Below are 24,878 nucleotides of genomic sequence, written 5' to 3'. Positions count from 1 at the left end.
TCCTCTATGGAGTATCATAAGTATGTCGACACGTATGCAACCGCTGTACGTCCTTTCCGAGGATAGCGACCGGACCAGCGGGCGGGACGCCCGCGACTCGAACATCCGGGCTGGCAAAGCCGTCGCGAGCGCGGTTCGGACGACGCTCGGTCCGCGCGGGATGGACAAGATGCTCGTCGACACCTCGGGGGACGTCGTCGTCACCAACGACGGGGCGACGATCCTCCAGGAGATGGACATCGAGCACCCCGCCGCGCAGATGATCGTCGAGGTGGCGGAGACCCAAGAGGAAAGCGTCGGCGACGGGACGACCACGGCGGCCGTGTTGACAGGCGAACTCCTGCGCCGGGCGGAGGACCTGCTCGACGACGACATCCACCCGACGGTGGTCGTCGAGGGGTACCACGAGGCAGTCGGGCTGGCACAGGAGGCGATCGCCGAGCAGACCCTCGACGTCGAACTCGACGACGAGGTGCTGGCGGCGGTCGCCGAGTCGTCGATGACGGGCAAGGGGACCGGTGACGTCGCCGCGGACGTCCTGGCCGACGTCGTCGTCGGCGCGGTTCGTGCCGTCTACGAAGCGGGCGAACCGATCGCCGACGACGACGTCCGGATCCACACGCAGACCGGGGCGTCCTCCTCGTCGACCGAACTGGTCGAAGGGGTCGTCGTCGACGAGGAACGCCTCCACGACGGGATGCCGCGGACCGTCGAGGACGCCACTGTCGCCGTCGTCGATACGAAACTCGACATCCGCGAGGGCGAGGCCGACGCGGAGTACACCATCTCGTCGGTCGAACAGCTCGAGGCCGCAATCGACGCCGAGGACGAGGAGCTCCGCGGCTACGCGACGGCGTTTGCCGACGCCGGCGTCGACGTCGTGGTCTGTACGAAGTCGGTCTCCGACCGCGTCGCAAACCACCTCACGAAGCACGGTATCCTCGCGTTCGAGAGTGTCAAAAGCGGGGACGCAAGCGCCGTCGCGCGAGCGACCGGCGCCCGGCAACTCGGCGACGTGCGCGACCTGACCCCGTCGGACTTCGGCCGCGCCGAGCGCATCTCGATCCGAACGTTCGGGGACGACGAACTCACCTTCGTCGAGGGCGGTGACGCCGCCGAGACTGTGACGATCCTGCTCCGCGGCGGGACAGAGCACATCGTCGAGGAACTCGAACGCGCGATCAACGACGCTGTCGACGTGACCGTCGCCGCGATCGAGTCCGGCGGCGTCGTGCCCGGGGCCGGCTCGACCGAGATCGCGATCGCCGAGCACCTCCGATCGGCCGTGGCCGGGATCGACGGCCGCAAGCAGCTTGCCGTCGAGGCGTTCGCCGACGCGGTGGAGGCGCTCCCCCGGACGCTCGCGACGAACGCCGGGATGGATCCGATCGACGCCGTCGTCGAACTCCGCTCGACCTTCGACAGCGAGGGGGCGGCGGGCGTCATCGCGACCGGCCGGACTGGCGAGATCGGAGATCCGATCGATGCCAGGGTGTTCGATCCCGCGGCGGTGAAGCGCGACGCCGTCACTGGCGCCAGTGAGGCCGCGACGATGGTCATCCGCATCGACGACGTCATCGCCGCGAACTGACGCCGACCGCGCCTACAGCCGGCCTGACGCCGACCGCGCCTACGGCCGGCCAGTTTCCGCCCCGCCGCTATTTTGCGTCGATCTGGACGCTATCGCCGGCCGCGAGGTCGAACGCCTCGTCGCCGCGCCCCTGGTTTACGTCGCACTCGACGTAGCCGTGACTCCCGACTGTCACGAGCCGGGAGCCGGTCGGGACCGCCGCGAACGCCCGCGCGACCGTCGCTGCTGTCCCGTTCACCCGGACTGTCTCCCCGCTTCGATCGTCCAAGAACGATCCCGGGACGTTCGTGATCGCGTTGCCGAAGTCGTCGACGACGAGGACCTCTCCCCGGGCTCCGTCGCCGCTGACGTCCGCATCGGGGAACTGACAGTCGACGACGGTCTCCGGGGTGGCCTCTGCCGGGAACGACTCCACCGACGACAGTGCCTCCATCGTCTCGATTGCGTCGACGCCGGCCTCGTGCACCGCCGCGGCCGCGGGGGCGAACACGTCGCGGCCGTGGAACGTCGAGGAGGCGGGATCCGCGTATTCGTAGGCGAAACACTGGATCTCGGCGCCTGTCTCACTCGTGTTTTCGGCCGCTTCGCCGCTCGCGCCCTCGGCGCCTTCCGCCGCCGCGATCCGGCGCGCCGCGGGCAGCAACACTCCGTTGTCGGGGCCGACGAGCGCGTGTCGCCCCGCGCGGACGACGAGCGCGTCACGGTCGGTGCCGACGCCGGGGTCGACGACGACGAGATGGACTGCCGGGGGGAAGTACGGGAGGATCTCGCGACACCAGAAGGCCGCTGCTCGCACGTCCTGCCGGGGGAAATCGTGGGCGACGTCGACGAGTCGGGCGTCGGTCCGCTGGAGGATGACCCCTTTCATCGCTGCGGGGTACGGGGAGCCGAAGTCGGAGGCGAGGGTGATCATCGGGCCGTCGTACGCCGTTCGGCCACTTACGCGCTCTGTTGCGTGGCCGTCGTCGCTGCCTCACTCGGGGTCGTCGCTCTCGTCGCCGGTGGCGTCGGTGTCGCTGACGCGCTGGATCCGCTCGATGCCGTCGATCTCGTCGACCACGTCGACGACGGGCTGGGGGACGAGACTCTCCCAGTCGCCGCCGCGGATCATCCGCTCGCGGAGTTCCGCGCCCTCCAGGACGTCGCGGTTGAACATCGGCGACTGCCGGACCTCGACGCCCGCCTCGGAGAACAGCTGGATGACGAGCGGGTTGTTCGAGTACGCGACGTCGAAGGCCGGCGACATACTCTGGACGTGGCTCACCCACACCGAGTTGCGCTCGAGGTCCTCGATCGGGACCGCGTAGGTGGTGATGTCCAGATCGACGACGGACTTCGTCACCATCATCACGCGCTCGCCGGCCGTAAACGGGTTCCGGGGGGTGTGGGAGTCGCCCGCCGACCCGATGCCGAGCACCAGTTCGTCGACCTCGCTTGCGATCTCCTCGACCATCCGGTGGTGCCCGTTATGATAGGGCTGGAACCGGCCGATGTAGAACCCCCGCATACGTCGTCTCTCGCCCCCATCGTTTATAAATTCCGCGAGACCGTTCAAGTCCACAGAATACCGCCTTTAACGGCTTGTACGGGCTTTTTCACCGTAGCGCATAGGGTGCACGTGAGGAGAAAGTATATCAGTCGCCCGACCGTCGTTATCAATAGCGAATCATTCTATGAGTAACGACACGGAAGCCGACGAGAACGCCCCCGACGAGGGGGACGGCGTCACCGACGAGGCGCCCGACTCGCCGCCGTCCGACCACACGGGCGGGGCGAACAACGGAGTCAGCGGCCCGCCGGAGGACCCGCTGGGTCCCGAGGAGCGCGGTCCCGCGCCGGACGAGCACGGTCGACCTCCCGAGGGTCGAGACGAGGCCCCTGACGATACCGAGGGGACGATCGACGACCTCGGCAGCGACGTCGAGGTCGACGCGGAAGTGGCGGACGACGTCGACGAGGACGACCTCCTCGGCGGCCTCAAGATCGACTCGACCGAGGAGATCGACGTGCCGGACCGGCTCGTCGACCAGGTCATCGGGCAGGAACACGCTCGCGACGTCGTAATGAAAGCCGCAAAGCAGCGGCGGCACGTGATGATGATCGGCTCGCCCGGGACGGGCAAGTCGATGCTCGCGAAGGCGATGTCCGAACTCCTGCCGCCGGAAGAACTCCAGGACGTCCTCGTCTATCACAACCCCGACGACGGCAACAACCCCAAGGTGCGGACCGTGCCCGCCGGAAAGGGCGACCAGATCGTCGAGGCCCACAAGGAGGAGGCCCGCAAGCGCAACCAGATGCGCTCTTTCCTGATGTGGATCATCATCGCCATCGTCATCGGCTACTCCTTCATCATCGCCGGGCAGATCCTGCTCGGCATCCTCGCGGCCGGCGTCATCTACCTCGCCTTCCGCTACGGCTCCCGCGGCGGCGACGCGATGGTGCCGAACCTCATCGTCAACAACGCCGACACGACGACTGCGCCCTTCGAGGACGCGACGGGCGCCCACGCCGGCGCACTGCTCGGCGACGTCCGCCACGACCCGTTCCAGTCCGGCGGGATGGAGACGCCGAGTCACGACCGCGTCGAACCCGGCGCGATCCACAAGGCGAACAAGGGCGTGCTGTTCATCGACGAGATCAACACGCTCGACATCCGCAGCCAGCAGCACCTGATGACCGCGATCCAGGAGGGCGAGTTCCACATCACCGGCCAGTCCGAGCGCTCCTCCGGCGCGATGGTCCAGACGGAACCGGTCCCGACGGACTTCATTATGATCGCCGCCGGGAACCTCGACGCGATGGAGAACATGCACCCGGCCCTGCGCTCGCGGATCAAGGGCTACGGGTACGAGGTGTATATGGACGACACCATCGAGGACACCCCCGAGATGCGCCGGAAGTACGCCCGCTTCGTGGCCCAGGAGGTCAGCAAGGACGGCCGCCTGCCCGAGTACTCCGCGGAAGCGATCGAGGAGGTCATCCTCGAAGCGCGGCGCCGGGCGGGCCGCAAGGGCCACCTGACCCTGAAGCTTCGGAATCTGGGTGGCCTCGTCCGGGTCGCGGGCGACATCGCCCGATCGGAGGACGCCGACTTCGTCACGCGCGATCACGTGCTACAGGCGAAGGGCCGCAGCCGCTCGATCGAACAGCAGCTCGCCGACGACTACATCGAACGCCGGAAGGACTACGAACTGCAGGTCTCGGAAGGCTACGAGGTCGGCCGCGTCAACGGGCTCGCCGTGATGGGCGAAGACTCCGGGATTATGCTCCCGGTGATGGCCGAGGTCACGCCCTCGCAGGGCCCCGGTGAGGTCATCGCGACCGGGCAGCTCAAGGAGATGGCCCAGGAGGCCGTCTCGAACGTCTCGGCGATCATCAAGAAGTTCTCCGACGAGAACATCTCCGAGAAGGACATCCACATCCAGTTCGTCCAGACGGGCCAGCAGGGCGTCGACGGCGACTCGGCGTCGATCACGGTCGCGACGGCCGTGATCTCCGCGCTCGAAGGCGTCGGCGTCGATCAGTCGCTCGCGATGACGGGGAGTCTCTCCGTCCGCGGCGACGTGCTCCCGGTCGGCGGCGTCACGCACAAGATCGAAGCGGCCGCCAAATCCGGCTGCACCCGGGTCATCATCCCCGCGGCGAATATGCAGGACGTGATGATCGAAGACGAGTACGAGGAGATGGTCGAGATCATTCCGGTTTCGCACATCAGCGAGGTCCTCGACATCGCCCTCGAAGGCGAGGCCGAGAAGGACTCGCTGGTCGCCCGCCTCAAGAGCATCACCGGCTCGGCGCTCTCGCAGGGCGAGGCCGTCTCCGGCCCGTCCAGCCCGAGCCCGCAGTAATCTTCGATGCCCGCGTGGGCGACGTTCGCCGGTTTCGCGTTCGTCGTCACCACGGGCCTGCTCTTGCTGTCGTACGCGTCTCGTGGCGCGATTCCAGACGACGAGCCGGCGGTCTCTCTCGACGAGGAGTCAGGGGCCTCTTCCGACGAGGAGTCAGGGGCCTCTTCCGACGAGGAGTCAGGGATCTCTTCCGACGAGGAGTCAGGGATCTCTTCCGGCGATCAGCCGATCGCCGCCCACGACGCCGGCGGAGCAGACCACCACGATGTCGCCGGAGCAGGCCGTCACGACGACGTCAACGGCACGAGCCATCACGACGACGTCAACGGCACGAGCCATCACGACGACGATCCCGTTTCCGACCACGCCGGTGCGGTTCGGGGACCGATCCCGGAATCCCGCTCGACGTCGGCAGAGAGAGCCGAGGCGCCGGACGTGGGACCTGGTCCGCTGCCGGCCGATGCGGACTCCCCGCCGGCGACGCCAGAACTCGCGCGGGGGCCCCCGGACCTCTCGACGGGGGCGCTCCTGGCGAACGTCGCACTCTCGCAGGGACTGTTCGGGGTGTTGCTGCTGGCGGGGGCGTGGTACGCCGAGATCCCGGCGTGGGCGTTCGGCGTGACGCCGGACACGATAGGTCCGGAAGCAATCGCCCTCGGCGCCGTGTTCGGGGTCGCACTCTACGCTGCTAACGAGGCCGGCGCTGCTCTCGGCGCGCAGTTCGACCTCGGCGGCGGGGAGCGACTGCGACGTGCGCTCGCACCGGAGACGCCGCTCGGGTGGGCGACGCTGCTTTTGGTCGTCCTGCCCATCATCGCCGGCTTCGAGGAACTGCTCTTCCGCGGAGCGCTCATTGGCGTTATGGCGGCCGGGTTCGAGGTGTCGCCGTGGCTCCTTGCGGTCCTCTCCTCCGGCGCGTTCGCGCTCGGCCACGGCGCGCAGGGTCGACTCGGCGTGGTGGTGACCGGCGCGCTCGGTTTCGTTCTCGCGGCGGGGTATATCGTCACCGGGAGCCTGCTCGTCGTCGCCGTCGCCCACTACCTGGTGAACGCCCTGGAGTTTCTCGTCCACGAGGGGCTCGGGGTCGAGTGGCCGCCCGAGGCGGACTGACCGCGGCTGTCGCGGGCTCACACTTTTGCCCGCGGGGGACGCGAAGTCGGTATGGACAGGCGCTCGCGGACGATCCTGCAGTCGGTGCTCGTCGGCTACCTGGCGCTGCTCGCGGCGTCGATTATCACGGGAAATCCGGTGGTCCAGACCGCCGCTGACCTCGGCTTCGCCGCCGTTGTCGGCTTCTTCGGGTACGTCGTGTACACGAACCGCTCCCTGTCGGACGACGAGCGCATCGTAATCGGAACCGCTGCCGCGTTCGTGCTCGCGGGCGTGACACAGTTGCTCGCACTCGTCCCGGGCTTCGAAACCGTGTCGGTGGCGTCGACGGGGCTGTTCGTCCTCGGGTTCCTCGGCTACTTTCTCCTGCGACGGCAGTGAGCGGGAGAGCGGCCTCCACCCGTACTCCGCGAGGCCGCCGTCGACCGCCAGTCGGGCCGCTCACCCGGATTCGATCCCGCGCAGTCGTTCCGCGACGGCTGCCGGTTCACCGCCGGGCGCGTCGCGGACGCGGTGGTCCGGCACGAAAAGCGGCACCGGATTCTCCGAGAGAGCCTCACGTGCGGTCTCGACGTCGCCGGCTTCGTCGGGATCGAGGCCAGCCATCCGGACGACGCGCTCGACCGTCACCGTCTCGCCGTAGGGGACGTTGCGCGTCGCCTCCAGGACGCGACGGTGGTCTCTGGGAACCGTCAGGCCGATCTCGACGTCGTCGAAGTGGTCCGACTCGCCGTCGAGGTACGCGAAGACGCGATCGAGCAGCGGATGGGCCGTCTCGGCGTCGTCCGGGAGCGTCGTCGGGAACGACACGCCGATGACGCGGCCGCCGACGATGCCGATCTCGACGGATCGATCCAGGCGGTCCGACTCGCGGGCGAAGACGCCGTCGTCCATAGTCGCGTTCCGCGGCCGACGGCCTTGAACCTTGACGGTCCGGGAATGGAGGCCGGTCTTGACGCTCGACGACCGTGGTACCCGATGGCCTACCGGCCGATCGTCCCCTGCCGCGTGATCGGCGCGTCGGGGTCGATGGCGAACGCGACGAGGATGGAATCCTCTCTCGCGGTCACCGGGACTTCGCCGTCGCCGGTCACCAGCGCGCTCTCGGTGTAGCCGACCTCGGCCGCCTCGTCCCCGATCGTGACCGCGCCATCGAACACGTAGAGGTAGGTATCCCAGCCGGAACGGGTAGGCAACGTGACGGTCGCTCCGCCGTTGAGCCGACAGTCGTGGCAGTGTACGGCGTTGCGGACGGACAGCGGCGCATCGCTGCCGGCGGGGCCGAAGAGGTGCCGCCACTCGTTTGGGGCCACGTCGGGGAGCTGCTCGTGTTGGATGCCGGGGTCGAGATCGAGGCTGTGTGGGCGGACGAAGATCTGGAGCATCCGCAGCGGCGGATCGTCGGCCAGCGTCTCCTCGGCGTGCCAGAAGCCGCTGCCCGCGTTCATCACCAGCAGGTGTTCGGGATCCGTGACGAGTTCGTTGCCCTGGCGGTCGTCGTGGCGCATCACCCCCTCCGGGACCCAGGAGACGATCTCCTCGTTTCTGTGCTGGTGCATCCGAATCAGCGTGCCGGGGTCCATAAACGACTCCACGACCGTCGCCAGCGGGCCGTAGCCGTGGTCCTCGTGGCCCGGGAGCGCTCGCCCGGGGAAGTTGAAGTGGATCCTGAATTCGCCCTGGTTCTGTGAGACGTCCGTCCGGGGCGCCGTGTGGATCCCGGGCGCCTCGCCGGTCGCAGCCGACTCGTTCATTCCCAAAAGCACGTGCTCTGTGGCTTTATGGATTCCCCGGTCGGGAGCCGTCGTGTCGGGACGGTCCCGTGTCGCTGGTGGCGGGGCCGGTGGCGAACGCCGGCGACGCGCAAGCCTTATGTGCAGAAGAGTCCGTTAATGCACATAGATGAACGCTAGTGAGGACAAACTTGCGCCGGCAGTCAGGTCGATCCTCGAGTCGGCCCGGGAGCGGTCCGGCGGCGGGGACCGACTCGCCGTCGACGCCCGGTCGTTCCCCGCGGCGGTCGCAGCCGCGGAGGCGTCGGGGCGGGTACCGGTCGTCGCCGAGGTCAAGCCGACCAGCCCGACGACGGAGGGCGAACGGACGGACGACCCGGTCGAACTCGCCCGCGGGATGGTCGACGGCGGCGCGACGGCGCTGTCGGTGCTGACCGAACCCGAACACTTCGGGGGCTCGACGGCGAGGCTCCAGCGGATCCGCGAGGCCGTCGACGTGCCCGTTCTCCGGAAGGATTTCGTCGTCCGCGAGGCGCAACTGGACGCCGTCGCGTCGGATCTGCTGCTTCTCATCGTTCGCTTCCTCGACGAGGAGGGGACCGACTCGCTCGCGACGCTGTACGAAGCGGCGAAAGCGCGGGGCTTCCAGCCGCTCGTTGAGGTTCACACTCGCGCGGAACTGGAACAGGCCCTCGACGTCGGCGCGGAGATCATCGGCGTCAACAACCGGGACCTGGGCCAACTGGAAGTCGATCTCGGGACGTTCGAGCGGATCGCACCGCACGTCCCCGACGACGTGACGCTCCTGGCCGAAAGCGGGATCACGACCGTCGACGACGTGCGGCGGATGCGGGCGGCCGGCGCCGACGCGCTCCTGATCGGGACGGCGATTATGGACGGCGACGTGCGAGCCAACACCGAGCGGTTCACGGCTGTCGACGCCGAACCGCCGGACCGGGAATCGATGCAGGGAGCGCCGACGGACCGGGAGTCGGTGCAGGGAGCGCCGACAGGCGCGGCACATAAGAGCGAAGAGCCGACAGATACGACACCGACGAACACGGATTCCGACTCACGATGACACAGCAATACGCGGACGGCAAATTCGGCAAGTACGGCGGACAGTACGTTCCCGAGGCGCTGATGCCGGCGATCGAGGAGCTGACGGACGCCTACCAGCGCTACGTACTGGCAAACGAGGACGGCTTTATGGACGAGTTCCGCGAGCGACTGCGGGACTTCGGCGGGCGACCGACGCCGACGCAGTACGCGGGTCGGCTCTCCGAGCGGTACGGTCGGGACATCTACCTGAAGCGGGAAGACCTGCTCCACGGCGGCGCCCACAAGCTCAACAACGCGCTCGGCCAGGTCCTGCTGGCGAAGTATATGGGTAAAGAGCGGATCGTCGCCGAGACCGGCGCGGGCCAGCACGGCACTGCGACGGCGATGGCGGCGGCGCACCTGGGAATGCCGTGTGAGATCTATATGGGCGAACGCGACATCAACCGCCAGCGGCCCAACGTCTTCCGGATGCGGCTCAACGGCTCGGCGGTGAACCCCGTCACGACCGGCCGCGGCACGCTGAAGGAGGCCATCTCCGAGACGATGCGCGACTGGGCGACGAACGTCGAGGACACCCACTACGTCATCGGCTCGATCGTCGGTCCGCACCCCTTCCCGGCGATGGTCCGGGACTTCCAGGCGGTCATCTCCGAGGAGGCGCGCCGCCAACTCCGCGAGAAGACGGGCGGGCTGCCGGATTCCGTCCTCGCGTGCGCCGGCGGCGGCTCGAACACGATGGGGACCTTCGCGCACTTCGTCGACGACGCGGAACGGCGTTCCGCGGACGAATCGCGCGGCGACGAGCCGCGAGACGACGCCGGTGTTGCCCTCTACGCCGTCGAAGCGGGCGGATCGACCCTCGACGTCGACGAGGAAGCCGGCGTCGCGCCGAACTCCGCGTCGCTGTCGACCGGCGAGGAGGGCGTCCTCCACGGCGCGCGGACGAAGCTCCTGCAGGACAGCGACGGCCAGATTATGGAGAGCCACAGCGTCTCAGCCGGCCTCGACTACGCCGGCGTCGGCCCGGAGCTCGCGCAACTCGTCGACGACGGGCGCGTCAACGCGGTCAACGTCGACGACGACAGCGCGCTGGAAGCCTTCCACCGGCTCTCGCAGTTGGAGGGAATCATCCCGGCCCTGGAGACCGCTCACGCGTTCGGCTACCTCGAAGAGAACTACGAAGACCTGGGTGACACCGTGCTCGTGAACGTCTCCGGCCGCGGCGACAAGGACCTCGAAACCGTCATCGAGGAGACCGAAAAGCGGGACATCGACGCCGCGCCCTCGCTCGCGGAGTTCTCGGGGGGGATCTGAGATGGGCGACGCGACCGACACCGCCAGCGACACCGACGGAACGGGGGCCGACGGCAGCCGCGACGACGCGGACGGACTGAGGACCGACGGCGGCGAAGCCGCCGACGCTGCCGCCCGCGACTCGGACCTCGAAGCCGCGTTCGCCGACGGACCGGCGTTCATCCCGTACCTCGCAGCCGGCGACCCGGACTACGAGTCCTCGCTCGAATACGTCGAGGCGCTCGCCCGCGGCGGCGCAGACGTCATCGAACTCGGCCTCCCCTTCTCGGAACCCATCGCGGAGGGGCCGACGATCCAGGGCGCCATCGTCAGGGCGCTGGAGGGCGGGATGACGCCCGATCGCTTCTTCGCGTTCGTCGAGGACCTCGACGTCGACGTCCCGCTGGTCTGTATGACGTACTACAACCTCATCTACCAGTACGGGGAAAGCGAGGCGCAGGGCGCCTCGGACGCGAGCGGCGACGCCGCGAGCCCCGGTCCCCGGGCGTTCGTCGAGCGCGCCGCCGAGGTCGGGCTCTCTGGGTTCGTCGTCCCCGACCTCCCCGCCGAGGAGGCGGACCCCCTGCGGGAGGCCTGCGACGAGTTCGGCCTGGACCTGGTGTTCATCGTCGCGCCGACGACCCGCGGCGAGCGCCTCGATCGGATTATGTCGCAGGTGTCCGGGTACGTGTACGTCCAGGCCCGACTGGGCGTGACGGGCGCGAAAGACGACGTCTCCGGCCAGACCGAAGAGAGCCTCGCCCGCATCGCCGACTACGACGTCCCGAAGGCGGTCGGCTTCGGGATCAAGCGCGGGGAACACGCCGAACGGATCGTCGCCGGCGGCGCCGACGGGATCATCGTCGGCAGCGCGCTCGTCGACATCGTCGCCGAAGGCGCCGAATCGGGCGATTCGGCCGAGACAGTCGCTGACAGGCTGGAAGCGAAGGCACACGAACTCAAGGAGGGTGCGCTCCGCGGGTACGAACAACGCGTGCCCCAAGCGGAAGGCAAATAACCGACGGTTGCCACAGTCTCACACACGATGAACACAGGACGTTCCGCGCGACTCGACCGGATCTCGACAGCAGGGCGATACCTCATCGTCCCGATGGACCACGGTATCACACTCGGGCCCGTCAAAGGGCTCGTCGACCTCGAATCGACCGTCGACGCGATCACGCGCGGCGGTGCAGACGCCGTCCTCACGCAGAAGGGCGTCGCGCCGCGCGTACACGGCAACAAGAACGGCAAGGGATACATCGTTCACCTCAACGGCTCGACCGCGATCGGTCCCGACTCGAACGACAAGCGCAAGACCGGCAGCGTCGAGGAGGCGCTGCGCGTCGGCGCCGACGCCGTCTCCTTCCACATCAACGTCGGCAGCGACCACGAGCCGGAGCAGCTGACCGAACTCGGCGACCTCACCGAGACCGCCCACCGGCTCGGGATTCCCGTCTTGGCGATGAGCTACGCGCGCGGCCCCGGGGTCGACGAACACGACGCAGAGAGCCTCGCCCACGCCGTCCGCATCGCCGAGGAACTCGGCGCCGACGTCGTCAAGACCGCCTACTCCGGCGATCCCGACTCCTTCGAGCGTGTCTGTGCGGCGACGCGACTGCCGGTTGTCATCGCCGGCGGCAGCCGCGGGACCGACCGCGAGACCGCGGAGATGGTTCGCGGCGCAATGAACGCCGGCGCGGCCGGTGTTTCGATGGGACGCTCGATCTTCCAGCACGACGATCCCGAAGCGATCACCCGCGCGGTCAGCGCGATCATCCACGACGACGCATCAGCCGGCGAGGCCGTCGAGGCTGCCGGACTCGGCCTCGAAGCGTAGCGACTCCGGTTCTTTCCGTTGCCGTCCGGACGCGCTCCAATTGTTCCCGTCGCCATCCGGAGGCGTCTGTCCACAAGCCCGCGCGCTTATGCCCGTGGCGGGCCAACCGTCGGATATGCCTACGACGCTCGAAGTTCGGTGTACCGACGACGAGTGTGAACTCGATATGTTCGAGCTGCACTACACCTACGATATGCCCGAGGAGGTCGGCGTCGCCGACTTCGTCTGCCCGTACTGTCGCGAGAGCGCTCCCCTGGAGGCGATCGAACTATGAGCGGGTTCGAGACGCCCGACGACCTCGATGGGCCGGATCGGCTCCGGGAACTGGGTGAGGAACTCGCCGAGAACGCCCTCGAACGCGTCGGCCGAGCGGTCGCCCGCGTGCAAGAACGAAAGCCGCTCCCGTACGACCTGCTCGAAAGCGACGATGCCTTCCTCGTCGTATTCGACGCCCCGGGCGTCCGCGGGAAGGACGTGCAGGTCCGCTTCGAGGATCGGGAGGTCCGGGTTCGGATCGACCGCTTCCGCGACTTCCACGAGGGCTTCGAGATGCGTCTCCCCGGCCGTGGGCTCTCGCTGGACGGCGTCGCGCCGCTGCCGGCGGGCGCTCCGGTCGATCCCGACGGCGCGACCGCGACAGTCACGGAGTCCGGCACGCTGCAGGTTCGGATTCCCAAAGTCGACGCCGAGTCCGAAGCGGAGTAACAGTCCCCGCCGCTACACGGGCAGTTCGGCGTCGGGATCGACCTCGCGGTCGGGTTCCGGCGGCATCGTCCAGTCGGTCGTGAGTTCGAGCAACTGGACGAGCATCACACCGGTCGCGCCCCAGACCGTGTAGTCGCCGACGTGGAAGAAGTGGATGCGTCGGGCGTCGTACTCGGGGTGTTCGCGGCGTTCGGATTCGTAGTTCGCCGGATCGGTCAGCTCCGCGACCGACAGCGCGACGACCTCGGCCACCTCGCGTTCGTCGGGGTCGTACGAGCGGTCGGGCACACGCCCGACGAACGGCCGCACGGAGTAGTCCGTCACCGTCAGGATGTCGTCGAGGCGGCCGACGACGGTCGCCTCCTCGGATCGCAGTCCGATCTCCTCGTCGGCCTCCCGCAGCGCAGTCGACACGAGACCCTCGTCCTCAGGCTCGCGTGACCCGCCCGGGAAACTCATCTGTCCGGGATGTTCCCCGAGATGGTCCGCACGCTTCGTAAACAGGATGTGCGCATCGCCGTCGCGGTAGAGCACCGGTGCGAGCACTGCTGCCTCCTGGCCCGCGTCCTCGACAGCATCCGGCGTGTGCGTCGACACCCCCGAGAGATCCATACTCGTCACCGGTTACGACCCGAGAGGGCTTATACTGTCGGCTGAAGATCCGTGAAGAATACCGCCGATCGGACGCCGACGGTTCCAAAATAGACGGATGGCTCCACCGCGACCGGGACCGCTCCCGCGCTTACTCCGCGTCGAGCGCGTCGTCGAGACGGTCGCGAACGTCGTCGACGGCGACGGCGCCGCTCCACACCTCCACGTCGTAGGTCACATCGAGGAGCCGATGGATCGTTCCCTCGTCGCCCGCGTCGACGGCGCGGGCGGCGTCGGTCCGGAGCCGTTCGGCGACCGCGCGGCCGGCCGCCTCGCGATCGACGTCACGCGTCGGAATATCGAGAATGTGTGGCAGATCCTCCGCGTTCGCCGGCAGCGTGGGGAACGCGACCGGGCCGGGCGCCAAAAGCGGGTTCCCATCGTCGTAGCGAACGAGGGCGTATGCAGCGACGGCGTCTTCGATCGCGTCGGTGACCGACTCGGCGTCGACTTCCTGGCCCCGCTTGAACGCCAGTTCTTCGATCGCCTGTTCGAGTTCCCCTGGCGTGAGCGCCCCGAAGAGGTCGACGATGCCGGCCAGTTCGTCGGCGTCATTGGCGACTGAATCAACATCGTCGGCGTCATTGGCGACTGAATCCACATCCTCGACGTCATTGGCAACTGAATCGGCGTCGTCGGCGTCATTAGCAATTGAATCCACATCGTCGGCGTCATTGGCGACTGCATCCGCGTCGTCGGCGTCGGTGGGGTCCTCGTCGCCCGCCTCCTCGCTCCTCGCCGACGGCCCAGTCTCGCCATCAGTCATCGTCCTGTCCGGGTGCTTCCGCCTGCGTGGCGTCGACGACGGCCTCGACGTCTGCCGTCGCGGCGTCAGTGACGGCTTCCGCCGTGACCGGCGCATCGGCCCACGCCGGCAGTCGGTCGTCGGGGCTGGTCGGTTCCTGCACGGCTGCCGCGTACCGCTTGACCTGCTCGCGCTCGTGCTCGCGATCGAATTCCATTCCGTTGAACCCGGCGTCCAGGGCGTACTGGTCGACAAGCGTCGTCGCAGTGTCCCGGTAGCGTTCGGGGAGTGTGTCGAAATCGACGTCGACGCCGCGCTCGACGACGCTCCGCAGGAGCGTCTCGCCGACCGACCGGCTCATCTCCGAGAGGCCGGCCGACCCGTCGACCGCGCGGTGGTCGTGCTCGTACGTGCCGAGGTCGACCTGTGCGGTGGCGTCGAAGCCGGCGACGTCGAACGCGTCACCGAGCGTCCCGACCTCCAGTCCCCACTTTCGGGGCGCCTGGATCCGGCGGGCCGTGTCGGCCGTGGCAGCGAACTCTCCCGCGAGCGCGTAGCGGAAGGCGTCGAGATACCGGAGGTAGGGATGGGGCGTTCCGCCGAGGAGCGCTCGAACGAGCGGGACGTAGAAGAGCCGGAAGAGCCGACCGTAGAGGCGGTCGTCCTCCACACGGGCGTAGTATCCTTTCGAAAACGCATAGCCACGTGTGAGTGGAAACAGGAGCCGGCGGACGAACGACTCGTCGTAGGTCGTCGTATCGGCGTCGTGAACGACGACGAACTCCTCTTCGGTCGCGGGACCGAGCCCCAGCCATACGTCGCGGCCCTTCCCGCGGTCGCCGTCCAGCCCCGCGTCGGCCAGCAGATCACCCACGCGCGGTCCGTCGCACCACAGGAGATCGAGCGTGAGATCGTACGTCGAGAGCCACTCGTGGATCCGGGAGACTCGCTCGGCCGGCGCTCGTAGCGGAACAACCACGCGGGCGGGCGCCAGCCGTTCGAGGGTCCGGAACACCCGGTCGGCGGCCTGCCGCCCGTGTTCGCGCTCGGTCATCGGCACGACGACCGCCGTGTGACCTGTCGGCGCCGGCGGGAGCGGGTCGGCGAAGTCGTGGAGCGTCGCCACCCGGGCTTGAACGTACTCCATCGAACCTCTCTCAGGACGGGACGAGGAAAAGCGCGCGGGTTGCGGCGACCCCCTACTGCGGGATTCGTCCCGCCCGCTGGAGGGTCGTGAGTCCGACGACCACGCCACCGAGGCCCAGCGCGAGGCCGACGAAGATCGCGTCGTATGCGAGTCCTGCCTCCCGGAGATTCCCGACTGCCGAGGCGCCGGTCGCCTGGACGGCCATCATTCCGGCCGAGTACCACGCGTACGCACTCGCACGCGAATCGTCGGGAAGCGTATCCAGCAGATACGTGTCGATCGCGGGAAACAGGCTGTGAACGACGTAGCCGATTATCCCCGTGAGGAGGAGGATCGGAACGAACCCGCTGGCCGCCGTCAACGCGAGGACGCTGACGACGAACGCGGCGACAATCCCGATGATGTACGGAACCCGCGGGAGCTGGTCGACGAGCCGCCCCGAGACGAAGAAGGCGGGGACGCCGGCCGCGAAAATCACCGTCAGGAGGTTCCGTGAGGTCGCGCCGCCGAGGCCTTTCGTGCCCATATACAGTTCGTAGAAGTTGAAAAGGCCCTGCCAGACGAACCCGGTTGTGCCGATCACGGCGACGCCGAGCAGGACGACCCGCCATTGTGCGCGGATTGCCCCGATCAGATCCCGGTCGTCAGTCCCCGCGTGGGGGATGTCCGTCGCTCGCGCGACGAAGAACAGGACGACGGTGACGACGGCAGCGACGGCCGCGATGCAGACGAAAACGATCCGCCAGTCGAAAAACAGCGCCAAAACGAGTGTGACGAAGGGCGCGGCAATGACGGCGGCGACCTGACTGACCATCCCGTGGGTGCCGAGTGCCCAGCCGACACGTTCCGGGTAGAGTTCGCTCACGAGGGGGTTGGCCGCGACGAAGTACACCCCCGATGAAAGTCCCATCAGGAGCGCGCCGGTGCCGACTAACACGACCGAGGTCGCACTCGCGGTCACGACGGCGGCGATCGTGAGGACCGTCCCGGCGACGAGGACCACGCGCTCCCGCGGGACCCACGTCAGCACCCAGCCGGTGGGGAGCCGCGGGAGCGCGCTACCGAGCCACGCGAGCGTGGCGATCAACCCTGCGGTCCCCTCGCCGATCCCGAACACCGCGACGAACTCGCTCAAAAGCGGCGCGAAGATCACCCTCGCGAGGTTGACCAGGAAGATCATCGCACAGAGCGTGCTGAAGAGCCGGCGCCGGGACACGACCTCACTTCCGCGGCTGCGGTTTCAACAGTTGTGATCTCCGCGCGGGCGCCGCTCTGTTCCCAATCGCCCTCGACCCGGGCGCCGCTCGATTCCGGACCGCCCTCGACCCGGGCGCCGCTGTCTGCAGTGCCGCGGCACTCCGGAGCGGTATATACTGATCTTTATATTCCGCGCCTACGACGTTCGGGATGTTATGAAGTCGACGCGGAAGGGACTTCGAGAGGGGGAGTTGGAGAAGGATATGTACGGACGGTTGAGCTGCTCTCCGTGCGGCGAGACGTTGGGGACGAAAAACGATCCCGACGAAGTCTACACGGTCAGGCACTGTCCCGAGTGCGACCGCGAGTGGAAGGAACTCAGGTGAGGCTATTCGAAGACGGCGTCGAACGCCCGCGCCCCCAACGGCTCGAACGTCCCGGCGGCGACGTTCTCGGGGACGTGCGCGGGCGAACTGGTCCCCACGAGCGCGGCGGTGACGCCCGGGGCGCTCCGGGCGAAGTTGATCGCGCGCTGTGCCGCTGTCTCTCCCCGCAACTCCGCGTCGACGCCGGGCGGGATCCCGGCTGCCAGCTCTCCCTGTGCGAGCGTCGCGCTCGCGACCACGTCCAGTCCGGCCGCCTGCGCGTATTCGAGCGCGCTCACGTCCCGCTCCTCGGTCGGGTGCCGGTGTGCGTCGACGGTGTACGCGTCGGCCATCCGCACGTTGAACGGCAACTGGATCGCCCCCAGCCCAGGATCGTCGGCGCCCACTGACTCGGCGGCGGCCGCGGCGCGATCGACAACTTCGGGAAGTGACAGGTAGGCGTCGTGGTCCCGCGGCACCCGGAACGCGTCCCAGGTCGCGACGCCGTAGATCCCGACATCGCCCGCGGCGCGCCGCCGTTCCAGCGTCTCGAACGCCGATTCGAGCTGGTCGTAGACCGCCTCGCGGCTCCGTGTCTGCAACTGGGTCTCGGGGTTGTGGACGTAGTAGCAGTCGACGGTTTCGACGCCGAGGGCCGACAGCGACCGATCCAACATCTGATCGAGAAATCCGGGCGTGATCGCGTGGCTGCCGCGCGCGAGGTCCTCTGGCGCGAGCAGGCCTGGCTGGAGGAACTCCTCGCGGACGTACGCGGCCGGGTCGGCGGGCCGCTCGCCGTCGAAGGGCAGAAAGCCCCCTTTGGTCGCGACGACGACGCTCTCGCGGTCGACGTCGGCCGCGTCCAGAGCCTCGCCGACGACGCGTTCGCTCCGGCCGCACCGGTAATTGACTGCCGTATCGACGAGGTTGACTCCCGACTCCAGCGCCTCGGTGATCGCCGCCCGGTACCCCTCGTCGACCGTCGCTGTCGGATCGCCGAGATACGTGCCGATCCCCACGCTGGACGCGACGCCCGGCCCGAACCGGCGGAAGTAGGTCCGCGCGAACGCGTCGCCGAACCGATCGCGGTAAGCCCACGTCCCCTGACTGGTCGCCATACTCCCGATTCGCTCCCCGCGGATAAACGGGCGTCGACTGTGGAGTCGAGGCTTCGGTCTCCACGGCCGGTAGCGAGGCCTAGAGTTCGCCCGACATCGACTCGAACAACTGGTCGACGAAGTCGTCCCGGGTGATCGTCTCTTCCGGTCCCACTACGATCGATCCCCTCTCCAGCGGAAGTTGTCCCCCGCCCATCCGCGCGTGGCCGCCGGCGGATGCGTCACGGAGTGCCGAGACGGCCGACTCCAGCGTCCGGCCCATGTGGACCCGATCGTCCCGCGACCGCCCCGAGAGATGGAGGGTGCCGTCGCGTTCGCCCAGGACGATGACCGCGGTGACGCCTTCCAACTGGGCGAGTTCTTCCGCCGCCTGGGGGACTGCATCGGCGTTGGAGATCCGCCCGACATCGCTGACGGCGAAGGGCCCGCGGACGTCGCGGCCGGCAATCGCCCGCGCTTTGAGCTCCAGTACCTCCGTCGACACCTCCGGGTTGGCGATCCGATCGAGCCGTTCCTCGTCGACACCGGGGTACAGGTAGCCCGCGGCGGCGAAATCAGCGGCCGAACAGCCCGAAGTGAGCCGCTTCGTGTCGGTCAGAACCCCGTAGAGCAGTCCCGTCGCGACGGTCGTAGGGACGGTGTACGTCGCGTCGACCTCGCTTTCGTGTCTGGCCGGCGGGACCGGCACCGCGCCCACGTCGTCGAAGTATTCGGCGACGATGCTGGAGGCGGCTCCGTAGTCGGTGCGGACGTCGGTGAACAGCTCACCGGTTCCGTCGCCTGGGTGGTGATCGACGACGGCACAGGGGAGCACGCTGTCGGCGCCCGCGAACCCCCGCGGTTCGTTGTGATCGACCAGAACGACGTGTTCGGCTGCGAGGTCACTGACGTGGTCGATCTGTTCGATATCGAGATCCAGTACCGTCTCGAACGCGCGGTTCTCCTGGTGTCTGACCTGCCCCGCATACTGCACGCGGGCGTCGGTGTCGACCTGCTCGGCGAGATTCGCGATGCCGACGCCCGTCGCCATTGCGTCCGGATCCGGGTTCGGATGCAGGAGGACGGCGACCTCGTCGAGGTCGGCGACCTGTTCGAGAAACCGCGTCCCCTGCGGCCGCTCGAACCGCCGGATGGCGTAGACGCCGACCACGAGCGCGAGGAGTCCGACGAGGAGCGCGACAGCGACCGCCGGATACGCGACGAAGAACGACCACGCGCGATCGAGCAGGTCCGGCCCCACGAGCGCGTCGACGGCGGCGCGGGAAACCTCCATACCTCCCCCGTCCGGGTGCACCCTCAAGAAGATTCCCTCGTTTTGTCGCCCACACAACGACATTTTTTGGCGCCCATCGGGCTGAGAACGGCACCCTCGGGGAAAGATATGAGTGAACTATTCACAACGTAGGTGGTTTCACCGGAGAACGGGTTGGAAGCATTCGCAAGTGGATATGTGAACGAGCCAGCAGCACTGACCGCAGAGAAACCGTGTTAGGCGATGGTGGACTCGAAGACCGGTTCCGGATCGGTTGGTTGGGTCCCATCACAGATGCGGATGCGACCATCGGATCGGACGAACACGTTCCACGTGTCTATCTGAAAGCTGAGGATAGTGCCTCCCCCCGTACCTTTGTCACGGCGGGCAAACAGCGCGTTGAGGGCGTCCGGGTCAACGTAATCGAACAGCGGGGGGAGAGCAGTCGGATCAACACCGACGGCGTCCGCCACAGCCCAGATGATCGCCTCCGTAGCAGAGCTGTCACTCTGGACGTCGTATTCTGCATCGACGACCGGTATACATCCACGATAGATGAGTAGTTCACCCCTATTTTTCATACTATACTGCAACCCTCACTCCGCTATAACATTGTTGTGAGAATATGAGTGACACAACGTCGCTACTCTGAGTTGAGTGATTCCTGTTTTCGGTGTGGTCGCCTTTCTATGACGCCCTCCAGCTGTGACGTCCTCTCGGAGGCGTCCCAGTGCGGAAGTGAGCGCTCAGATCTCGGCAGGATCGGCTCCGGATCGGTATGCGTCAATCGCGTCGCGGTAGCCCTCCCGGTAGGTCGGATACGCGAACTCGTAGCCGAGCGCGCGCAGTCGGTCGTTCGAACAGCGCTTGCTCGTCTGCAGCCGACGACGCGCAGCAGCCGAGAGGTCCGGATCCGCGAGCCGTTCGTCGATCGTCCGCTTCGGCGGCTCCGGCACCTCACACTCGGCCGCCAGCCAGTCGGCGAATTCCCACTTGTCGACCGGTTCGTCGTCGACGACGAGGACGACGTCGTCGCGCGCCTGATCGTCGTTCAGGAGGAAGCTGATCGCCCCGGCGGCGTCGTCGCGGTGGACCATATTCAGATAGCCCTCGGTGACCGGCCCCTCGATGTACCGGCCGAGCCGGTAGCGGTCGGGGCCGTACAGCCCCGCGAAGCGGGCGACTGTGCCGTCGATGCCGGCGTCGCCGGCGTCCTCGCGGGCGACCCGTTCGGCTTCCGCGAGGACGCGCGTCTTCTCGGTCGTCGGCTCGATCGGCGTCTCCTCGTCGACGACGTCGCCGTCGTGGTCGCCGTAGACGCCGGTCGAGGAGGTGTAGACGAGCCGCTCGGGGGGCGACGGTCGGTCGGCGTACGCCGCGATGGTGTTCCGGAGGCCGTCGACGTAGACCTCCCGGGCCGCCTCGGCGCCGTGGCCGCCGGAGCTGGCGGCGAAGACCACCCAGTCGGCGTCCGGCAGCGCCGTCAGGCTCTCGGGGTCGGTCGCGTCCGCCCGGCAGGCGTCGAGGCCGGCCTCGGTGACGGTCGAAAGTCCTGCGTCGGAGCGGCGGACGCCCGTCACCTCGTGGCCCGCCGCAGTCAGTTGGCGGCCGAGTTCGAGCCCCACGTAGCCGCAGCCGACGATGACGACGCGCTTCGACTGCGCCGGGTCGCTTCCCTGTTCCGCCAGATCGCCCGTCGACCCCGAAACGTCACCGCTCATCGATCGTTCCGCGCGGCGAGGAACTGCCGGATCGCCGCGAGGGTTTCCAGGGTCATCTCGGTCCGCCCCTCGATCGCCTGCTGGAGTTCTTGGCCCGATCGGTCGAGGTCCACGTTGGATGCGAGGGTGTCGACGTCGACGACGCCGGTGGTCATCGCCAAAAGCAAGTGATCGCGGAGTTCCAGAACGATCGTCTCGGCGTCCCGGTCGTCGTCGAGCGCGAGAACGGCCGCGGCGTCGGTGACGGAGAGATCCGGGACCGGCCCATCCAGGAGTGATTCGAGGTCTGCGGGATCGACGCCTGATTCCGCAGCGACGGTTTCGGTGCCGTGATCAGTCACGATGTCCCTGAGTCGCGCCTCGTAGGCCTCGCGAAGCGCCGTCGGCGAAAGCGTCGCCGGATCCTCTGCCGCGTCGTAGAGCATACCCGCTTTCGACACCGCGGCGGCAAAACGGTTTCCGAAGCGGGAGGGAACTGCGGCGGTCCCCGAAGGGGAACCGCTTAAGTCGCTCAACACCCACCGATCGAGTATGCTCCGTGAATCGGCCGTACGCCGGGAGGTGCGGCCGTGAGCGTCGGCCACCGCGTCGACTCCGACCACCAGCTCGCGCGACTCCTCCAGATCGGGATCGTCTTAGAGGAGGTGGTCGAGGCGCGCTCGTATCACCACTACCAGTCGCTCGAAGAGCCGGCGCTCGACTCCGAGATCGAGGCGCTGCTCGAAGCGGCCGCCGAGGAGTCCGCCGACCACCGCGAACGGCTCGAAGCGCTCATCGCGGATCTCGACGCCGAGAGCATCCCGTTCGAGGAGATCGAGGCGCTCGTCGAGGCGCAGTACGGCGGGACCGAACCGGACGACTTCGACGACATCCTCTACGATCAGCTCTGTAACGAGGAGACCGCCTACAAGTTCTACGACGATCTCATCGGCGCGCTCCGGGCCTCCGATGTGACGTTCGGCATCGACCGCGACCACCTCATCGACGTCCTCGTCGAGATCCGCGAGGAGGAGGCCGAGGGCGTCGAGGAGGTCACGAAAGTTATGGAAAACCGGTCATGAGACGACACACGACACCCCACGGAGGGACGCGATGAACACGGCCGACCAGTACGTCAAAGCGATCTACCTCCTCCAGGAGATGGAGAACGGCCCGGCGTCGACGGGGTCGCTCGCCGACCGTCTCGGCGTGAGTCCGGCGAGTGCAAACGAGATGATCGGCAAACTCGAATCCCGGGGGCTCGCCGAACACGAGAAGTACAAGGGCGTGACCCTCACCGACGAGGGCATCGTCCGCGCCCGGGACGCGCTGCAGACGTACTGTATCATCGAGCGGTTCCTCGCGAACGTCCTTTCGGTCGACGAGTTCCGCGCGGAAGCGAGCGATCTCGAACCGGTCATCGACGATCTGGTCGCCGAACGACTCGACACCATCATCGACCGGAACGCGGACTGTCCGGACTGTTTCGATCCGGAGACGGACGCCTGCTGCCACCTCGAGGTCGCGGCCGAGGGCACCGAGACCGGAGAGCAGCGCGCAGACTGAGTTGCCCGACCGGGACCGCGAACCGAAAGCCCACATTTTCAAGACCCTCGCGCCGGAGGGACCCCGTATGGATGGGAAAGCAGCGATCGATCGACTGCTGTCGTTCGCGGGACTGGGGCCCCGCGACCGATCGGCATCGAGCGGCCGAACGACACCGTACGCCTGTCAGGGCTGCGGGGCGACTTTCGAGGTCCAGTACCACGTCTGCCCGGAGTGCGGCGGGTACTCGGTCGAGTTCAGAGCGGACGAACACGAACCTGACGAGGGCGTGGACGACCGTCGACAGCCCGAACGCACCGAACAATCGGCCGGATAGCGGGAGGAGGTTGCGCCCGGCGTCGGCGACGACCCGATGGGTTTTCAAAGATTGCGACGTGAGTATCGCGTGCAGTCCCGTGGTGTAGTGGCCAATCATATGGGCCTTTGGAGCCTATGACGGCGGTTCGAATCCGCCCGGGACTATTCCTTCAGACGTTCGACCGTTCAACTGTATCTGACGGCAAGCACAACGGCGTGAGTGGAGAACGGCCATCACGCGGTTTCGAGCTAGAGTCGTCCCCTTCGCACGGACTGGCGACGCTCTATCCCGTATCTGGGACGTTCGTTGCACGACCACTCCGCGCCGTTACCCCTCGCTCGATAAAACGGCGACACTAGCGAAAATCATAACAAACGCGACAAGCACGGCGATGCCGTGTTCGAACCCCAGCCAGGCATCCTTCGCGGGGGTGTCAGTTTCCGTTCCCACGTCACTGGTCCTCGTACTGACAGCAATCCGTCCCGCGTCAACGCCCGCAACCGAGACTGTCCCGTCGACGGCCTCGAATTCGATAACCACCACGTCGCGCTCCTTGGGTCGGAGCGTCACGGTCTCCGTTGCGACCGGTTGGCCGTCGACAGTCACTGCAAGAGTCCGGTTCGCCGTCCGGTTTGCCGTGTTCACGACCGTCGCTCTCACGGTGGTCTGGTAGCCTTTCTTGATCCAATCGGCCGGCGCTGTGGCATCGGTGACCTCGATAGGTCCGGTTTCGTCGGCGTCGTCGCCGGCCCCGGCTGTAACTGTTCTGTCGTCGCTTGCGGCCGTCACGGTCAGCGTACCCAGTGACGTGTCCGCGACGGCGATATCGTACTCGCCCGGTTCATCGAGTCGAGGCTCGTATACTATTGTCCTGGTCTCACCCGCCCCGACGACGACTGACCTCGAGTCGACCGTCTCGGAGTTTATCGTCAGATCTGCCTGGAACGTCCCGTCCTGCTCGCCGGCGTTCTCGACCCGTAGCGCCATCTGTACACTCTCCCCTGCGGTGATCTCCGTGTTATTGAGCGTCGCCCCGATTATATTGAACCTCGGTTCAGCGGCGGTAGTCGTCGGTGCTGCGGTCGTCGCGGGAGCGGTCGCTATGTATCGCGAAGTTGCGGTGTCGGTCGTAGACGCCGGCCTTGTTGTCGGGGTACCGGTTGCCGTCGGTGACCGAGTTGCGGTCGATGTAGCAGTCGGAGTTGGTGACTGAGATACGGTTGGGGTCGCGGTCGGTGTAGCAGTCGCCGTTGGCGTCGCGGTGGGAGTTGGCGACTGAGTTACGGTCGGCATTGCAGCCGGGATGATGATCGGTGTTGGCGTCGCGGTCGATGTAGCAGTCGGAGTTGGTGACTGAGTTACGGTTGGGGTCGCGGTCGGTGTAGCAGTCGCCGTTGGCGTCGCGGTGGGGGTTGGCGACTGAGTTGCGGTTGGCGTTGCAGTGGGGGTGACCGTCGGTGTTGGCGTCCTGGTCGGAGTTGGTGACTGAGTTGCGGTTGGCGTTGCAGTGGCGGTTGGTGTTGGCGTTGGTGTCCGAGTTGGGGTTGCAGTCGGCGCTGGTGTTGGGGTAGCAGTTGCTTCCTCCTCGTTTTCATTCTCATTCGCGTCATCTGCGTCTTCTTCTTCATTCTCATCCTCCTCTGCATCCTCGTCGTCT

27 protein-coding genes, 1 tRNA gene and 1 pseudogene are annotated in these 24,878 nt (G+C 67.4%); 15 read left to right on the top strand and 14 right to left on the bottom strand.

Translation table 11 applies throughout. The annotated features are described in order from the left end of the window. Positions 1-22 precede the first annotated feature (22 nt). On the top strand, positions 23-1,591 hold the full coding sequence (thsA, locus tag RJT48_RS06160) for a thermosome subunit alpha (RefSeq protein WP_311171379.1): 1,569 nt from the start codon (positions 23-25) through the stop codon (positions 1,589-1,591). 67 nt (positions 1,592-1,658) lie between these two features. Here thsA and RJT48_RS06155 read toward each other — a convergent pair whose 3' ends face one another. Both RJT48_RS06155 and RJT48_RS06150 read right to left on the bottom strand, forming a co-directional pair. Beyond that, the gene (locus RJT48_RS06155; RefSeq protein ID WP_311171378.1) at positions 1,659-2,504 is read right to left on the bottom strand and encodes an SAM hydrolase/SAM-dependent halogenase family protein; all 846 of its coding nucleotides are present in this window, start codon (positions 2,502-2,504) and stop codon (positions 1,659-1,661) included. A gap of 60 nt (positions 2,505-2,564) precedes the next feature. Continuing rightward, positions 2,565-3,098 carry a nicotinamide-nucleotide adenylyltransferase gene (locus RJT48_RS06150; RefSeq protein ID WP_311171376.1) on the bottom strand — a complete coding sequence of 178 codons (534 nt, stop codon included), beginning with the start codon at positions 3,096-3,098 and terminating at the stop codon, positions 2,565-2,567. Positions 3,099-3,264: 166 nt separating this feature from the next. On the opposite strand from RJT48_RS06150, the gene lonB reads away from it, so the two are divergent. The 3 genes from lonB to RJT48_RS06135 are packed head-to-tail and all read left to right on the top strand — an operon-like array spanning position 3,265 to position 6,930. Continuing rightward, positions 3,265-5,439, top strand: a complete 2,175-nt coding sequence (gene lonB / locus RJT48_RS06145) for an ATP-dependent protease LonB (RefSeq protein WP_311171374.1) — start codon at positions 3,265-3,267, stop codon at positions 5,437-5,439. Positions 5,440-5,445: 6 nt separating this feature from the next. Further along, positions 5,446-6,549, top strand: a complete 1,104-nt coding sequence (locus RJT48_RS06140; RefSeq protein WP_311171373.1) for a CPBP family intramembrane glutamic endopeptidase — start codon at positions 5,446-5,448, stop codon at positions 6,547-6,549. Between the two features lie 51 nt (positions 6,550-6,600). After that, positions 6,601-6,930, top strand: a complete 330-nt coding sequence (locus RJT48_RS06135; RefSeq protein WP_311171372.1) for a hypothetical protein — start codon at positions 6,601-6,603, stop codon at positions 6,928-6,930. Between the two features lie 60 nt (positions 6,931-6,990). On the opposite strand, the gene RJT48_RS06130 is transcribed toward RJT48_RS06135, so the two are convergent. Both RJT48_RS06130 and RJT48_RS06125 read right to left on the bottom strand, forming a co-directional pair. Next, positions 6,991-7,443, bottom strand: coding sequence for an MGMT family protein (locus RJT48_RS06130; protein WP_311171371.1), 453 nt, complete (start codon positions 7,441-7,443; stop codon positions 6,991-6,993). 89 nt (positions 7,444-7,532) lie between these two features. Beyond that, entirely contained in the window at positions 7,533-8,303 is a 771-nt protein-coding gene (locus RJT48_RS06125) for a pirin family protein (RefSeq protein ID WP_311171370.1), read from the bottom strand. 148 nt (positions 8,304-8,451) lie between these two features. Between RJT48_RS06125 and trpC the strand changes: the two genes are divergently transcribed. The 6 genes and pseudogenes from trpC to RJT48_RS06095 all read left to right on the top strand — a co-directional run. After that, positions 8,452-9,363, top strand: coding sequence for an indole-3-glycerol phosphate synthase (gene trpC / locus RJT48_RS06120; protein WP_311171369.1), 912 nt, complete (start codon positions 8,452-8,454; stop codon positions 9,361-9,363). Then, on the top strand, positions 9,360-10,658 hold the full coding sequence (gene trpB, locus RJT48_RS06115; protein WP_311171368.1) for a tryptophan synthase subunit beta: 1,299 nt from the start codon (positions 9,360-9,362) through the stop codon (positions 10,656-10,658). Before trpC ends, trpB begins: the two co-directional genes overlap by 4 nt. 1 nt (position 10,659) lies before the next feature. After that, entirely contained in the window at positions 10,660-11,655 is a 996-nt protein-coding gene (trpA, locus tag RJT48_RS06110) for a tryptophan synthase subunit alpha (RefSeq protein ID WP_311171367.1), read from the top strand. A 27-nt stretch (positions 11,656-11,682) separates the two neighbouring features. Then, positions 11,683-12,477 (top strand): 2-amino-3,7-dideoxy-D-threo-hept-6-ulosonate synthase, encoded by a 795-nt coding sequence (locus RJT48_RS06105; protein ID WP_311171366.1) that lies wholly within the window; start codon positions 11,683-11,685, stop codon positions 12,475-12,477. 115 nt (positions 12,478-12,592) lie between these two features. Continuing rightward, positions 12,593-12,751: a DUF7559 family protein gene (locus RJT48_RS06100; protein ID WP_311171365.1), complete on the top strand. Its 159-nt coding sequence runs from the start codon at positions 12,593-12,595 to the stop codon at positions 12,749-12,751. Continuing rightward, positions 12,748-13,173: pseudogene (locus RJT48_RS06095) on the top strand (Hsp20/alpha crystallin family protein); the annotation flags it as partial. The gene RJT48_RS06100 and the pseudogene RJT48_RS06095, both read left to right, overlap by 4 nt. A 21-nt stretch (positions 13,174-13,194) precedes the next feature. Here RJT48_RS06095 and RJT48_RS06090 read toward each other — a convergent pair. The 4 genes from RJT48_RS06090 to RJT48_RS06075 form a co-directional block, all read right to left on the bottom strand. Further along, entirely contained in the window at positions 13,195-13,794 is a 600-nt protein-coding gene (locus RJT48_RS06090) for an NUDIX hydrolase (protein WP_311171364.1), read from the bottom strand. Between the two features lie 130 nt (positions 13,795-13,924). Next, entirely contained in the window at positions 13,925-14,434 is a 510-nt protein-coding gene (locus tag RJT48_RS06085) for a DUF7109 family protein (protein ID WP_311171452.1), read from the bottom strand. A gap of 157 nt (positions 14,435-14,591) precedes the next feature. Beyond that, positions 14,592-15,725: a glycosyltransferase family protein gene (locus RJT48_RS06080; RefSeq protein ID WP_311171363.1), complete on the bottom strand. Its 1,134-nt coding sequence runs from the start codon at positions 15,723-15,725 to the stop codon at positions 14,592-14,594. A gap of 52 nt (positions 15,726-15,777) precedes the next feature. After that, positions 15,778-16,905, bottom strand: a complete 1,128-nt coding sequence (locus tag RJT48_RS06075; protein WP_311171451.1) for an MFS transporter — start codon at positions 16,903-16,905, stop codon at positions 15,778-15,780. Positions 16,906-17,137: 232 nt separating this feature from the next. On the opposite strand from RJT48_RS06075, the gene RJT48_RS06070 reads away from it, so the two are divergent. Continuing rightward, the gene (locus RJT48_RS06070) at positions 17,138-17,308 is read left to right on the top strand and encodes an HVO_0758 family zinc finger protein (RefSeq protein WP_311171362.1); all 171 of its coding nucleotides are present in this window, start codon (positions 17,138-17,140) and stop codon (positions 17,306-17,308) included. A 2-nt stretch (positions 17,309-17,310) separates the two neighbouring features. Here the strand turns inward: RJT48_RS06070 and RJT48_RS06065 are convergent, their stop codons facing one another. From RJT48_RS06065 to RJT48_RS06045, 5 genes are all read right to left on the bottom strand, one after another. Further along, on the bottom strand, positions 17,311-18,405 hold the full coding sequence (locus tag RJT48_RS06065) for an aldo/keto reductase (RefSeq protein ID WP_311171361.1): 1,095 nt from the start codon (positions 18,403-18,405) through the stop codon (positions 17,311-17,313). Positions 18,406-18,484: 79 nt separating this feature from the next. Continuing rightward, positions 18,485-19,678 (bottom strand): DHH family phosphoesterase, encoded by a 1,194-nt coding sequence (locus RJT48_RS06060; RefSeq protein ID WP_311171359.1) that lies wholly within the window; start codon positions 19,676-19,678, stop codon positions 18,485-18,487. Positions 19,679-19,893: 215 nt separating this feature from the next. Continuing rightward, positions 19,894-20,238, bottom strand: a complete 345-nt coding sequence (locus RJT48_RS06055) for a HalOD1 output domain-containing protein (RefSeq protein ID WP_311171358.1) — start codon at positions 20,236-20,238, stop codon at positions 19,894-19,896. Between the two features lie 165 nt (positions 20,239-20,403). Next, positions 20,404-21,378, bottom strand: a complete 975-nt coding sequence (locus RJT48_RS06050; protein WP_311171357.1) for an NAD-dependent epimerase/dehydratase family protein — start codon at positions 21,376-21,378, stop codon at positions 20,404-20,406. Next, positions 21,375-21,803: a DUF5791 family protein gene (locus tag RJT48_RS06045; RefSeq protein WP_311171356.1), complete on the bottom strand. Its 429-nt coding sequence runs from the start codon at positions 21,801-21,803 to the stop codon at positions 21,375-21,377. The genes RJT48_RS06050 and RJT48_RS06045 overlap by 4 nt, the downstream gene beginning before the upstream one ends. A 144-nt stretch (positions 21,804-21,947) precedes the next feature. Here RJT48_RS06045 and RJT48_RS06040 point away from each other — a divergent pair, with 144 nt between their 5' ends. The 4 genes from RJT48_RS06040 (at position 21,948) to RJT48_RS06025 (ending at position 23,385) form a co-directional block, all read left to right on the top strand. Beyond that, positions 21,948-22,439 carry a ferritin-like domain-containing protein gene (locus RJT48_RS06040; RefSeq protein WP_311171355.1) on the top strand — a complete coding sequence of 164 codons (492 nt, stop codon included), beginning with the start codon at positions 21,948-21,950 and terminating at the stop codon, positions 22,437-22,439. Positions 22,440-22,470: 31 nt separating this feature from the next. Next, entirely contained in the window at positions 22,471-22,923 is a 453-nt protein-coding gene (locus RJT48_RS06035; protein ID WP_311171354.1) for a metal-dependent transcriptional regulator, read from the top strand. 67 nt (positions 22,924-22,990) lie between these two features. Beyond that, positions 22,991-23,239 carry a hypothetical protein gene (locus RJT48_RS06030; protein WP_311171353.1) on the top strand — a complete coding sequence of 83 codons (249 nt, stop codon included), beginning with the start codon at positions 22,991-22,993 and terminating at the stop codon, positions 23,237-23,239. 73 nt (positions 23,240-23,312) lie between these two features. Then, positions 23,313-23,385, top strand: a tRNA-Gln gene (locus RJT48_RS06025). Positions 23,386-23,548: 163 nt separating this feature from the next. Here RJT48_RS06025 and RJT48_RS06020 read toward each other — a convergent pair. Next, on the bottom strand, positions 23,549-24,514 hold the full coding sequence (locus RJT48_RS06020) for a CARDB domain-containing protein (RefSeq protein ID WP_345784733.1): 966 nt from the start codon (positions 24,512-24,514) through the stop codon (positions 23,549-23,551). Positions 24,515-24,878: the final 364 nt, after the last annotated feature.

Source organism: Halobellus ordinarius (assembly GCF_031823395.1).
Classification (GTDB): Archaea; Halobacteriota; Halobacteria; order Halobacteriales; family Haloferacaceae; genus Haloquadratum; species Haloquadratum ordinarius.
The sequence above is the reverse complement of the archived record's forward strand: the minus strand, read 5'-3'. Positions and strand labels throughout refer to the sequence as shown.